Below are 13,498 nucleotides of genomic sequence, written 5' to 3'. Positions count from 1 at the left end.
TCAGACTCCGTTCGAGGATTCGGGCGGGGATGCCGGGGATTCGGGGGCGGATGCCGCCTGGCGTGCCAGGAGCGCGTTGCGCCGGTCGAGCGATGCCCCCTTGATCGTCGCATACGCCCACATGCCGCCGAAAATCAGCGCGATGATGAGGATCGCCGGCACGAAGAACGCGGCGAGGGCCACGATGACCTGGAGAATCCAGCCGACGACGATCGCCCACCTGTATCGGAGGAGGCCGGAGAGCAGGATCATCAGGACGGCGACGACCGCTCCCCCGACGACGCCCCACCACGGCTCGACCCCGGGCGGCGTCGCCTTGAGGCCGTACACGACGAGACCCGCGAGGAAGACGACGATCGACTCGAAGCCGAGCACGATCGCGCCGAGCGACTCTGCAGCGCCGCGCGGCCGGCGCTGCCGCACAGGCTTGTCCTCGCGCGCAGTCTCGGCCGAACCCTGCGACCCGTCCGGCACGGCGGGCGTGGCGTCCGCGTCGGTCATGACTCCCACCCGGCCTTCTCCCCGGGCGCACTCCAGCCGTCGCCGGCGCGACGCGCGGAGCCGCCGCGCCTGTGGGCCCAGTCCTCTGCCGTGGCGATTGCGAGCGCCTCGCCGGCGAGCACCACCGACCCCGCGATCACGACGGCGCGACGATCGGATGCGGCGGCCCACGCCCGCGCCGCCTCGGCGGCATCGGCGAGATCGGCGTGGACGGTGACCGGCAGCTCGACACTCTCGACGAGGTCGGCGACCGCATCCGCGTCGGCAGCACGCTCCGAATCGGGCGCCGTCGCGAAGACATGCGCGGCGATGGGAGCGATCTCCGCGACGATGCCTGCGGCATCCTTGTCCGCCAGCACCCCGAGCACGACGCCCCACTCATCGAAATCGAAGGACGCACGAAGAGCCTCGACGAGCGCGTGCGCGCCGTGCGGGTTGTGCGCGGCGTCGACGAGGACGGTCGGCGCGATGCCGACGAGCTGCAAGCGCCCCGGCGAGGTCGCCTCGCCGAGCCCCTGAGCGAGGATGTCGCCGGTGATCGGCTGCGTCGCACCGCCGATGAGCGACTCGACGGCCGCGATCGCGAGAGCCGCGTTGCGGGCCTGGTGGGGCCCGTACAGCGGCAAGTACGCGTCGTCGTAGGTGCCGGCGAGCCCGCGGACGGAGATCTGCTGACCGCCGACGGCGAGGCGGTCGTCGGTGAGCGCGAAGTCCTCGCCTTCGAACGCGATCATCGCCCCTCGGGCGGCCGCCGCCGATCGCAGCACGGCCTCGGCCGCCGCATCCTGCCGCGCCGACACCGCCGCCGCGCCGTCTTTGATGATCCCCGACTTCACGGTGGCGATCGCGGCGATGGTGTCGCCCAAGCGGTCGGCGTGATCGAGGCCGATCGGCGCGAACACCGCGACGTCTCCGTCGGCGGTGTTCGTCGAGTCCCACGAGCCGCCCATCCCGACCTCGATCACGGCGACGTCGACGGGCGCATCGGCGAACACGACGAAGGAGAGCGCCGTCAGCAGCTCGAAGAACGTCAGCGGCGCGTCGTCTTCGGCCGCGAGCTCCGCGTCGACCAGGTCGACGAACGGGACCAGCTCCTCCCATGCGTCGGCGATGGCGCCGTCGTCAGCCGGCTCGCCGTCCACGACGATCCGCTCGGTGAACCGCTCCAGATGGGGGCTCGTGAACAAGCCGGTGCGCAGTCCGTGCGCGCGCAGCAGGCTCTCGATGATGCGGCTCGTCGAGGTCTTGCCGTTGGTTCCCGTGACGTGCACGACGCGGTAGGTGCGCTGCGGATTGTCGAGCAGGTCGAGCAGGCGCTGGGTGCGCTCCACACGCGGCTGCACCCACCGCTCCCCCTGGCGGGTCAGCAGGTCCGAGTACACGGCATTCGCCCTGTCGCGGTCGCTCACGAGCGCGCCCCCGTCCTGGTGACGGCGATGTGGAGGTCGCCCGTGTTGGCGTACGTCCCCGCGGGCACGAACGCGACGTGCTCCGGGGCGGCGCCGAACACGATCGAATGCCACGTCTCCGGCGGCGCGTCGTCGGGCACGTGCACACCGCGGCCGTTCACGATCACCTCGTGCGAGGTGGCGAGCGTCTCGCCCGCGACGTCGGCGACGTCGAACGCCGAGGCGACGGCATCCCCGTCGACGTGATGCAGGAACAGCAGCTGCAGACGGATGCGGTCGCTGACGTCGAAGCCGGCCGCCTTGCGGGTGTCCTGCACGGCGCGGATGACATCGCGCGCGAGGCCCTCGGCCTCGAGCTCCGGCGTCGTCGTCGTGTCGAGCAGCACGAACCCGCCCGAGGGCAGCAGCGCGAGCGCCTCGCCCTCCGGACGGCCGGAGGTCTCGAGCACGAGGTCGTACTCGCCGGGCTCGAGCGCGATGCCGCCCGCCGTCACGACGCCGTCAACCTCGCTCCAGTCGCCCGACTTCGCGCCGGCGATGGCCTGCTGGACCTGCCTGCCGAGGCGCGGACCGGCCGCACGGGCATTGACCGACAGGCGGTGCGTGATGCCGTAGGCGACGGCCGTGCCCTCCTCGAGCTCCACCAGCTCCACGGCCTTCACGTTCAGCTCGTCCCGCACGATGCCCTCGAACTGCGCAAGGGACGGGGCATCCGTCGTCACGACCGACAGGCGCGCGAGCGGCAGGCGCACGCGCTTGCCCTCCTTCTTGCGCAGGGCGTTCGCGACGCTCGAGACCTCGCGCACCGCATCCATCGCGGCACGGATGTCGGATGCCGGCGCGAACGCGTCCGCGTTCGGCCAGTCCTCCAGATGCACGCTGCGACCGCCCGTGAGGCCCTGCCACACGCGCTCGGCCACGAGCGGGATGAGCGGAGCTGCGACGCGCGTCAGCGTCTCGAGCACCGTGTACAGGGTGTCGAAGGCCTCGGCGTTCGACTCCGCACCCACCCAGAAGCGGTCGCGGGAGCGGCGGATGTACCAGTTCGTCAGCACCTCGACGAAGTCGCGCAGGCGCTCCGCGGCAGTCGTCGAGTCGAGGCCCTCCAGGTCGCTCGCGACGTCGCGCACGAGGTCGCCGGAGAGCGCGAGGATGTACCGGTCGAGCACGTCGGTCGAGTCGGTGCGCCAGGAGGCCTCGTACCCGCCCGCCGAAGCATTGGCGTACGTCGCGAAGAAGTACCACGCGTTCCACAGCGGCAGGAGGAACTCGCGGACCCCCGCGCGGATGCCCTCCTCGGTGACGATGAGGTTGCCCCCGCGCAGCACGGAACTGCCCATCAGGAACCAGCGCATCGCGTCGGAGCCGTCGCGGTCGAACACCTCGGAGACGTCCGGGTAGTTCCGCAGCGACTTCGACATCTTCTGCCCGTCGCTGCCGAGCACGATGCCGTGGCAGGCGACGCCCGTGAAGGCCGGGCGGTCGAAGAGAGCCGTGGACAGCACGTGCATGAGGTAGAACCAGCCACGCGTCTGGCCGATGTACTCGACGATGAAGTCCGCCGGCGAGTGCGTGTCGAACCACTCGTGATTCTCGAACGGGTAGTGCACCTGGGCGTAGGGCATGGACCCCGAGTCGAACCACACGTCGAAGACGTCCTCGATGCGGCGCATCGTGCTCTTGCCGGTCGGGTCGTCCGGGTTCGGCCGCGTCAGCTCGTCGATGTACGGGCGGTGCAGGTCCACCTCGCCCTCGGGATTGCGCGGCAGCGTGCCGAAGTCGCGCTCCAGCTCCTCGAGCGACCCGTACGCGTCCACGCGCGGGTGCGCCGGGTCGTCGCTCTTCCAGATCGGGATGGGCGAGCCCCAGTAGCGGTTGCGGCTGATGGACCAGTCCCTGGCGCCCTCGAGCCACTTGCCGAACTGCCCGTGCTTGACGTTCTCCGGCACCCATGTGATCTGCTCGTTGTTCGCGAGCATCCGGTCCTTGATGGCGGTCACCCGGACGAACCAGCTGGAGACCGCCTTGTAGATGAGCGGGTTCCGGCACCGCCAGCAGTGCGGGTAGGAGTGCTCGTAGCTCGCCTCGCGCAGCAGTCGTCCGCGGTCGCGCAGCAGGCGGATAAGCGGGCGGTTCGCGTCCATCCAGAGCTCGCCGGCGACATCGGTCACCTGGGGAAGGAAGCGCCCGCCGTCGTCCAGGCTCATGATCAGCGGGATGCCGGCGGCCTCGGTGACGCGCTGGTCGTCCTCGCCGTAGGCCGGCGCCTGGTGGACGATGCCGGTGCCGTCGCTGGTCGTGACGTAGTCGTCGACGAGGATGCGCCAGGCGCGCTGCGTGCCCCACGCCTCGTCGGCGTAGTAGTCGAAGAGCCTGTCGTAGGCGACGTCGGCGAGGTCGGCGCCGAGCACGGTCTGCTCGACCGCATCCTTCGCCGCGTCCGCGGAGTCGTACCCGAGATCCTTCGCGTAGCCCGCCAGAAGGTCGGCGGCGAGCAGGTACCGGTGCGCGGTGGCGCCCTCGGGGTCATCGCCCGCCGGGATGTCGGCGGCGCCGTTCGGGCCGCCCGGCACGACGACGTACGTGATCTCCGGACCGACCGCGAGCGCGAAGTTCGTCGGCAGGGTCCACGGAGTCGTCGTCCACGCGAGCGCGCGGACGCCGGTGAGCCCGAGGGCCTCGGCCTTCAGGCCCACGAGCGGGAAGGTCACGGTGACCGACGGGTCCTGTCGCATCTTGTAGACGTCGTCGTCCATGCGCAGCTCGTGCGAGGACAGCGGGGTCTCGTCGCGCCAGCAGTACGGCAGGACTCGGTACCCCTCGTACGCGAGGCCCTTGTCGTACAGCGTCTTGAACGCCCACAGGACGCTCTCCATGTAGGAGACGTCGAGCGTCTTGTAGCCGCGCTCGAAGTCGACCCAGCGGGCCTGGCGGGTGACGTAGTCCTCCCACTCGCGCGTGTACTCGAGGACGGAGGCGCGGGCCTTCGCGTTGAAGGTCGCGATCCCCATCCGCTCGATCTGGTCCTTCTCGGTGATGCCGAGCTGCTTCATCGCCTCGAGCTCGGCCGGCAGACCGTGGGTGTCCCAGCCGAACACGCGGTCGACCTTCTTGCCGCGCATCGTCTGGAAACGCGGGAAGAGGTCCTTGGCGTATCCAGTCAGCAGGTGACCGTAGTGCGGCAGGCCGTTGGCGAACGGAGGTCCGTCGTAGAAGACCCACTCCTGCGCACCCTCGCGTCGGGCGATGGATGCGCGGAAGGTGTCGTCGGCCTTCCAGAAGGCGAGCACCTCGCGCTCGATGTCGGGAAAGCGCGGACTCGGGACGACCGGGCCGTTGTCGGGCGCAGCATCGGCCCCCGAGCTTGTCGAAGGGGCGGAGGTCTTCGGGTACGTCATGTCATCTCGCAGAAACTCGTCGGATGCTTCTGCCGGGACGACGCGTCCTGGATGCTGACCCAGGTGCACCGCGGTACCACCCTGCTTGCCGGACGGATCCGGCCGCTCTCACAGCGGCTGTGACGGGCCTGCCCCGCTCGGTTCTAGTAGATCCCGGTCCCCGAGCTTGTCGAGGGGCGGTCCCCGAGCTTGTCGAGTCCCGGTCCCCGAGCTTGTCGAGGGGCGGTCCCCGAGCTTGTCGAGGGGCGAGATCGTTCTTCCGAGAGCTCCCCGGTGATGGCCGGATCGATGCTTTGGCTCAAGTCTACGCGGTCCGCCGCGCCGACCGCGCGCCGGATCCGTGGGAAGGGTCCGGGAATGCGGCATCCGGCTCCCGAGTTGTTGGACTCGTGCCAAGATCGAACACCGTGACCGCAGCATCCCCCGCTCTCTTCCCCTCGATGTCCCCCACGCGCCGCGTCGCGTGGGCGTCGATGGTGGGCACTTCCCTCGAGTCCTTCGATTTCTACGTCTTCGCGTACTTCTCCGCGTTCTTCATCGGGCCGCTCTTCTTCTCGCCGCTCGGGCAGTTCGGCAGCACGCTGGCATCATTCTCGACCGTGGCGCTGGCGTTCGTCATCCGTCCGATCGGGGCGATCGTGTTCGGGCACATGGGCGACCGGCTCGGCCGTCGCGCGACGCTCCTGTGGACCGTCGCGATCATGGGGGTCGCGACCGGCCTCATCGGGCTCCTCCCGACGTATGCGCAGGCCGGATGGGTGGGCGCGGTGCTGCTCGTGCTGCTGCGGCTCATCCAGGGTCTCTCGCTCGGGGGCGAGTGGGGCGGCTCGATCCTGCTGGCGACCGAGCACTCGGGCCGCGTCAAGCGCGCGTTCTACGCGTCGATCCCGCAACTCGGCTCGCCGGTCGGCTCGACTCTGACGGCGGTCGTGTTCCTCGTCATGGCCGCTGCGCTTCCGACCGCCCAGCTCGCCGCCTGGGGCTGGCGCATCCCGTTCCTGCTCGCGATCCCGCTTCTCGCCGTCTCGCTCTACCTGCGCTGGTCGATCGACGAGACGCCCGTGTTCCAGGAGGTCGTCGCCGAGCGCCGTCGCGACCGCATGCCGGTGCTCGCCATGTTCCGCCAGGCGCCTGTCGCGCTCCTCATCGCGATCGGCGCGGCCGTGCTCGGCATCGGGTCGTACTCGCTCATGAACACGTACACGATGGAGTACGGCGCGTCGCAGCTCCACTACGACTACACGCAGCTGCTCATCGCGACGACGATCGGCAGCCTGCTGCAGTTCATCACCATCCCGCTGTTCGGCGCATGGGCGAACCGGATCGGCTCCGCGAAGGTCGTGATGTGGGGTGCGCTCGGCACGCTCATCATCGCGTTCCCGATCTACTTCCTGCTGCAGACCGCCTCGTTCGGGGTGCTCGTCGGCATGATGATCATCGGCGGGATCCTGCCGACGGCCGCGTGGGCGGCGCTCGGCGGGCTCATGAACGATCTGTTCCCCGATCACTTCCGCTACTCCGCGCTGTCCATCGCGTACGCCATCGCCGCCACGATCAGCGGGTTCGTCCCCCTCGTGACCCTCGGGCTCGGTCAGGCGACCGGGTACGCCTGGTGGCACCCCGGCATCGTGCTCGCCGTCCTGTCGGCGGTCACGCTCGTGTGCGCGTGGCTTGCGGCGCGGCGCCCGCGCGTGCCGGAGTCGGAGTCCCAGGAGTCGCCGGAGCTCGCGAACGCATGAGCGCCCGGCGCGTCGGCGAGCCGCAGGAGCCTCGGGTCTCTGCACCGGACCTCCCCGAGCGGCTCCACGAGGTCGATGCGCTCAAGGCCGGGGACGACGTCATCCAGGCGCGCATCTCGGGCCTGCGCGGCGACGTGGATGCGGCGCGCGCCACGGTGTCGGAATCCGTCGTCGCCGACGCAGACGTCGGTCGGCTCGACCTCACGCTGGCACGGCTCACAGACGTCGAGATCACCGACCTCCGCGCCATGGAGCTGGTCGCATCGCGCGGCTCGTGGCGCAACGTGCGGATCACCGGGGGCCGGATCGGCGCGCTCGATCTGGGTCGCGCCGAGCTGTACAGCGTGGAACTGCGGGGCGTGCGCATCGACTACCTGGCGCTCAGCGAGGCCGACGCGTCCGACGTCCTGATCGCCGACTGCGTGATCGGGACGCTGGATCTCCCCAGCGCCAAGCTCTCTCGGGTCCGCTTCGAGGGCGTGCGGGCGGACGAGGTCGACACCCGCGAGCTGCGGTCGACGCACGTCGACCTGCGCGGGCTGGATGCGGTCGCCTACACCTCACCCGCGGGGCTGCGCGGGGCCACCCTCGCGTCGCGGCAGGTCGAGCTGCTCGCCGCCGACCTCGCGTCGGCCCTCGGCATCGACGTCCGGGACTGAGGCGGCCCTGCCCCGGCGCCGCCGCAGCGCCAGCACGAGCCCTGCGACGCCGACGACCGCGAACACGCCGTACACGAGCGCGAGGCTCGGACGCGGCATCCATCCGGCCGTGTGCAGTGCGGAGTACAGGCCGCCGCCGAGCAGCGCAGCCCACGCCGTGCCCGCCGTCTCCGCGAAGGCGATGAGGGCACCGGCCGTCGACGCCGAGGCGCTGAGCGCGAACGGCTCGGTCGACAGCAGCGGGTAGGCGAGACCCATCCCCCAGCCGGCGAGGCCCGCCGCCGCGACCGACAGCGCGATCGCGACGAGACCGGATGCGGTGGCCACCGTCACCGCGAGCGCCCCGGTGGCGACCACCGCGAGCACGATTCCGACGACGACGCGGTCCGGTCGCGCATCGGGCCGGGGCCGAAGCCCCGAGACCGACCACGCGATGAGTCCGGCCATGAGCACTCCCGCGGCCCAGACGACGGTGAACGCGAAGCCCTCGATGACCGCGAGCGAGAGCAGCTCGTAGGCGCCGAAGAACGCGGCGCAGAGGATCGCGAAGGTGATCAGGATGCGCGCCGCGGCCGCGCCGCGCAGGAGGAAGACGATGATGGCCGCCGCCGCGCCGATGACGCCCACGACGAAGGCCACGATGGCCCAGGATCCGGATGCGGCAGATCCCCACGCGCCGAGGGCGAGGCATCCGGTCACGACGAGGCCCGCGACGGGGCGGACCGGCTCGTGGCGCCGCTGCCACGGGATCGCCCGCACAGCGGTGCCCATGAAGATGCGCGCCACCACGACGGCGATGGCGGGCCAGCCGATCGCCCAGCGCCAGCCGGCGAACTCGGTGATGACGCCGTTGAGCGCGGGTCCGACGAGCGAGGGCAGCAGCCACACGAACGCGAAGAGGCCCATGACCCTCGGCCGCTCGCGCTCGTCGTAGAGGCCGCCGATCGCTCCCATCCCGAAGCCGCCCATGAGTCCGCCCGCGATGCCGCGGACGAGGGAGCCGGCGAGCACGACGACCATCGTGGGCGCGAACACGCACGCGGCTGCGCCGATCACGTACAGGACCGTGGCGGCGAGCAGCACGGTCCCCGGGCGCACGCGCGCCAGGATCGGGGCGGAGAACCCGAGCATCAGCACGGCCGAGACGGTGCCCGCGGCAAGGGTCGCGCCGAACAGGGCGTAGCCGTCGAGATCGTTCGCGATGACCGGCAGGACCGTGGTGTAGGCGATGCCCTGCATGGCGGCAGCGAGCTCGGCGAGAAGGAGCGCCGCCAGGAATGACCCGCGCGCGCCGTGGAAGATCTGGCGCAGCGGGATGCCGGCGTCAGCTGGCACGGTGATACCCGTACAGGTCGTCGATCGTGCCGTTGATCCACAGCGTGAGGCTGAGCATGCTTGCGATCTAACACCACGCTCGTGAAGGACAGCGCATCGTCGACAGCCCGCCCCCGCCCGTCCTGCTCCGCGCCCCGCCCCGCCCCGCCCGCAGCGCAGTCGATGCGAGGAAGGGAGTGCGATGGAGATGCCGAGCGGACTCCGCTCCTCACATCGACTCCCCTCATGACGACGAGCACAGGACGCGGCGCATGCCGTTCAGGCGCGGATCTGGTGGAGACCCTGCGCGAGGGCCTGAAGAATCACACCCTGCACCTGCTGCCAACGGTTGATGACGTGGTCGTAGGAGATCCGGATGACGTGGTACCCCATGAGCGTCAGCCTGGCGTCGTGTTCGATATCGCTCGTCCGCTGTGCGCCGACGTGGGTGCCGCCGTCGATCTGGACCACGAGCCGGTCTCCGACGAGGAAGTCCACGTCGTGCCCCGCGATCCAGACCTGCGGAACGACGGACACGCCCCAGCGCCGCGACCGTACGAGGAACAGGGTTTCCAATCCGGAGTCGGACACGGGCGACAGATGGGCGCGCACCTCTCGCGCGGCCCCGGTGAAGGGCAGCCGCCGCAGAGTCAGCGGATCCACGAGTTGTTTGCGCACCGCCGACTCCCACACCGCAAGGGCGTGTTCGAACGGGCAGCAGGATGCCACGAGCGCCAGAACATTCTCTATCGGATCGCTGAGATCGTCCCGGCCTCGCGGCACGACAGGACGCGCCCAATGCACGACGGTTCCGGGCGCGACGACGACGTGCCCTCGATGGCGCGGCGCCGCGACGTGAGCCCGGGCTTCGTCATCCATCACCCAGAGCCCGAGTCGCCTCGCCTCGGTCACGCAGCTGAGCAGAACGCCCGCGCGCGCGGCGGCCACCCGGTGCGGGTCTGCGGTCGGACCGGCGAGCCACACGCGCCGCACCCGTCGCAGCAGGCCACCGGCGATCGCCGCGTCGAGCACACGCTGGCTGTGCCCTGCGGCCAGGAGCGTCGTGCTGCGCACGATTCCACCGGCGGATGCGATGTCGGCGACAGCTGCGTCGACGCGTGTCGTGAGCGGCATCCGTCTACTGTCGATCGCGCTGCGCACAAGGCGCATCCGCCCCGCGATGTCCGTGGACAACCGCCGTCCCGGTCGCCCGAGGGAGGAGACATCCTCCGCAGCGCGTCGCGAACGGAGGCGATGCGAGGAAGGGAGTCCGATCGGGATGCGGGGCAGACTCCGCCCCTCGCATCCACTCCGCGCCTCACGACGAGGAAAGGGAGTGGGCCGGCGACGAGGAAAGGGAGTGGGCCGGCGACGAGGAAAGGGAGTGGGCCGGCGACGAGGAAAGGGAATGGGCCGGCGACGAGGAAAGGGAATGGGCCGGCGACGAGGAAAGGGAGTGGGCCGGCGACGAGGAAAGGGAGTGGGCCGGCGACGAGGAACAGAAGAGCCTCGACGACAAGCGGGCCTGAGAGCGGGGGATGCCGGCCGCGGCCTCTGCGGGACCCACCCGGTAGACTGGCGGGACATCCCACACTCAGGCACGCTCACACAGTGCCGCATATATCGCTCGAGGAGAGACGCGTGACCATTCCCGAAAAGCCGGCACTCGAAGGCCTCGAGCAGAAATGGGATGCCGCGTGGCAGGAGCAGGGCACATACCTGTTCGACCGCGCCCAGGCCAGGGAGCGCGGCCGCGCCGGTGTCTACTCGGTCGACACGCCGCCCCCGACCGCCTCCGGCAGCCTCCACATCGGTCACGTGTTCAGCTACACGCACACCGACATCAAGGTCCGGTTCGAGCGGATGCGTGGCAAGACGGTGTTCTACCCGATGGGCTGGGACGACAACGGCCTGCCCACCGAGCGGCGCGTCCAGAACTACTACGGCGTCCGATGCGACCCGAGCCTGCCGTACGATCCCGACTTCACTCCCCCATTCGAGGGCGGCGAGGGCAAGTCGAACAAGCCGGGCGACCAGCTTCCCGTCAGCCGTCGCAACTTCATCGAGCTGTGCGGACGCCTCACCGTCGAGGACGAGAAGCAGTTCGAGCAGCTCTTCCGCCAGCTCGGACTCAGCGTCGACTGGACCCAGACGTACCGCACGATCTCCGACGAGACGATGCGCACCAGCCAGCTCGCGTTCCTCCGCAACCTCGAGCGCGGCGAGGCATATCAATCGCTCGCACCCACTCTCTGGGACATCGACTTCCGCTCCGCGATCGCCCAGGCCGAGCTCGAGGACCGCGACCAGCCGGCGGCCTACCACCGCATCGCCTTCCACAGCGCCGACGGCGACGTGTTCATCGAGACGACGCGACCCGAGCTGCTGCCGGCGTGCGTCGCACTCGTGGCGCATCCGGACGATGAGCGCTACCAGCCGCTGTTCGGCACCACGGTCCGCACGCCGCTGTTCGACGTCGAGGTGCCGGTCCTCGCCCACCCGCTCGCGCAGCAGGACAAGGGTTCGGGCATCGCCATGATCTGCACCTTCGGCGATGTGACCGACATCGTCTGGTGGCGCGAGCTCGACCTGCCGAACCGTACGATCCTCGGCCAGGACGGCCGCGTCATCGCCGAAGCGCCGGACGCCATCACCTCCGACGCCGGCAGGGCCGCCTACGCCGAACTGGCCGGCAAGACGGTGTTCAGCGCCAAGAAGCGCATCGTCGAACTGCTGCAGGAGTCGGGCGAGATGGTCGGCGACCCGAAGCCGTTCACCCACGCCGTGAAGTTCTACGAGAAGGGCGACCGCCCGCTCGAGATCGTCTCGACGCGCCAGTGGTACATCCGCAACGGCGCGCGCGACGAGGTGCTGCGCGACCGCCTCGTGGAGTTCGGCCGCACCATGTCATGGCATCCCGATTTCATGCGGGTGCGCTACGAGAACTGGGTCGGCGGCCTCACCGGCGACTGGCTCGTCAGCCGCCAGCGCTTCTTCGGCGTGCCGATCCCGGTCTGGTACGGGCTCGACGAGAACGGCGAGCGCGACTACGACCACGTGATCGTCCCGGATGCCGCGAGCCTCCCGGTCGACCCGACGATCGACGTGCCCGCGGGCTTCACCGAGGACCAGCGCGGGGTGCCCGGCGGATTCGACGCCGAGCGCGACATCTTCGACACGTGGGCGACGTCCTCGTTGACCCCGCAGCTGGCCGGCGGCTGGCAGCGCGACGGTGCTGACGAAGACGGTGAGCTGTGGAGCCTCGTGGCGCCGTTCGACGTGCGCCCGCAGGGTCAGGACATCATCCGCACGTGGCTCTTCTCGACCATGCTGCGCAGCGTCCTCGAGGACGGCCGCGCGCCATGGACGGATGCCTCCATCTCGGGCTTCATCGTGGACCCCGACCGCAAGAAGATGTCGAAGTCGAAGGGCAACGTCGTCACGCCCGCCGACATCCTCACGCAGCACGGGACGGATGCGGTGCGCTACTGGGCGGCGTCGAGCCGGCTCGGCGCGGATGCGGCCTTCGACCCGCAGAACCCCACGCAGGTCAAGATCGGCCGCCGTCTCGCGATCAAGGTGCTCAACGCCGCGAAGTTCGTGCTGTCGTTCCCGGTGCCGGAGGACGCGGAGATCACGCACGCGCTGGATGCGTCGATGCTCGCGACGCTCCATGGCGTCGTGCGCGAGGCCACCAAGGCCTTCGAGGCATACGACCACGCCCGCGCGCTCGAGCTCACGGAGTCGTTCTTCTGGACGTTCTGCGACGACTATCTGGAACTGGTCAAGGAGCGCGCGTACGACCGCGCCGACGTGGGGCAGCCCTCTGCGGCGCTCGCGCTGCGGCTGGCGCTCTCGGCGATCCTGCGCCTGCTCGCGCCGGTGATCTCGTTCGCGGCCGAGGAGTCCTGGTCGTGGTTCAACGACGGCTCCGTGCACACGGCGCCGTGGCCCGTGGCCCCCGAGGAGGATGCGGGCGACCCCGCGATCCTCTCGACCGTCGGCGAGGCGCTCATCGGCGTTCGCCGGGCGAAGACCGAGGCCAAGGCATCCCAGAAGACGCCGGTCGCCCGCGTGGTGATCGCAGCGCCGGCCGACGCGATCGAGCGCCTGCGCCTCGCGGAGGGCGACCTGCGGGCGGTCGGCCGCATCCGCGCCGTGGACTACATCGAGGCGGACAGCATCGCGGTCGCCGAGATCGAGCTCGCGCCCGAGCCCGTGACGGAGGCCTGACATGCAGCTCGGCACCCGCTGGACCGCCGGAGACCAGCCGCCGGCGGCCGTCCCCGCATCCCTCCACGAGCAGCTCGCGGCGGTCGAGGCCGACCTTCCCCCCGGCAACCCTCCTCCGCGCTGGACGCTCACCTGGCTCGAAGGCCGGCCGGTGGCCGAGCTCGACAGCGGCGTCATCGTCACGATCGACCGCGACGGTGCCGTGGTCGTCCGGCACGACGACGAGGACGAGTTCGCCTGAACGG

General features: G+C 70.4%; 9 protein-coding genes. 4 read left to right on the top strand and 5 right to left on the bottom strand.

Annotation, left to right across the window (positions count from 1 at the left end; translation table 11 throughout):
* From SM116_RS08345 to ileS, 3 genes are read right to left on the bottom strand one after another with little or no spacing between them, the layout of a single operon-like run.
* The gene (locus SM116_RS08345; protein WP_320943977.1) at nucleotides 1-501 is read right to left on the bottom strand and encodes a DUF4233 domain-containing protein; all 501 of its coding nucleotides are present in this window, start codon (nucleotides 499-501) and stop codon (nucleotides 1-3) included.
* Entirely contained in the window at nucleotides 498-1,910 is a 1,413-nt protein-coding gene (locus SM116_RS08340) for a bifunctional folylpolyglutamate synthase/dihydrofolate synthase (protein WP_320943976.1), read from the bottom strand. Before SM116_RS08340 ends, SM116_RS08345 begins: the two co-directional genes overlap by 4 nt.
* Entirely contained in the window at nucleotides 1,907-5,308 is a 3,402-nt protein-coding gene (ileS, locus tag SM116_RS08335) for an isoleucine--tRNA ligase (protein ID WP_320943975.1), read from the bottom strand. Before ileS ends, SM116_RS08340 begins: the two co-directional genes overlap by 4 nt.
* Before the next feature lie 407 nt (nucleotides 5,309-5,715).
* Here ileS and SM116_RS08330 point away from each other — a divergent pair, with 407 nt between their 5' ends.
* Both SM116_RS08330 and SM116_RS08325 read left to right on the top strand, forming a co-directional pair.
* Nucleotides 5,716-7,047, top strand: coding sequence for an MFS transporter (locus tag SM116_RS08330; RefSeq protein WP_320943974.1), 1,332 nt, complete (start codon nucleotides 5,716-5,718; stop codon nucleotides 7,045-7,047).
* Nucleotides 7,044-7,706 carry a pentapeptide repeat-containing protein gene (locus tag SM116_RS08325; protein ID WP_320943973.1) on the top strand — a complete coding sequence of 221 codons (663 nt, stop codon included), beginning with the start codon at nucleotides 7,044-7,046 and terminating at the stop codon, nucleotides 7,704-7,706. The genes SM116_RS08330 and SM116_RS08325 overlap by 4 nt, the downstream gene beginning before the upstream one ends.
* On the opposite strand, the gene SM116_RS08320 is transcribed toward SM116_RS08325, so the two are convergent.
* Nucleotides 7,608-9,041: an MFS transporter gene (locus SM116_RS08320; RefSeq protein WP_320943972.1), complete on the bottom strand. Its 1,434-nt coding sequence runs from the start codon at nucleotides 9,039-9,041 to the stop codon at nucleotides 7,608-7,610. The genes SM116_RS08325 and SM116_RS08320 overlap by 99 nt on opposite strands.
* Nucleotides 9,042-9,299: 258 nt before the next feature.
* Nucleotides 9,300-10,154 carry an endonuclease domain-containing protein gene (locus SM116_RS08315; RefSeq protein WP_320943971.1) on the bottom strand — a complete coding sequence of 285 codons (855 nt, stop codon included), beginning with the start codon at nucleotides 10,152-10,154 and terminating at the stop codon, nucleotides 9,300-9,302.
* A gap of 513 nt (nucleotides 10,155-10,667) precedes the next feature.
* Between SM116_RS08315 and valS the strand changes: the two genes are divergently transcribed.
* Together valS and SM116_RS08305 are read left to right on the top strand one after the other, a co-directional pair.
* Nucleotides 10,668-13,253: a valine--tRNA ligase gene (gene valS, locus SM116_RS08310; RefSeq protein WP_320944134.1), complete on the top strand. Its 2,586-nt coding sequence runs from the start codon at nucleotides 10,668-10,670 to the stop codon at nucleotides 13,251-13,253.
* A gap of 1 nt (nucleotide 13,254) precedes the next feature.
* Nucleotides 13,255-13,494, top strand: a complete 240-nt coding sequence (locus SM116_RS08305; protein ID WP_320943970.1) for a hypothetical protein — start codon at nucleotides 13,255-13,257, stop codon at nucleotides 13,492-13,494.
* The last annotated feature ends 4 nt before the right edge of the window (nucleotides 13,495-13,498 follow it).

The sequence above is a fragment of the Microbacterium rhizosphaerae genome (genome assembly GCF_034120055.1).
In the GTDB taxonomy this organism is placed as follows: domain Bacteria; phylum Actinomycetota; class Actinomycetes; order Actinomycetales; family Microbacteriaceae; genus Microbacterium; species Microbacterium rhizosphaerae.
This window is presented reverse-complemented; position numbering and strand designations above follow the sequence as displayed.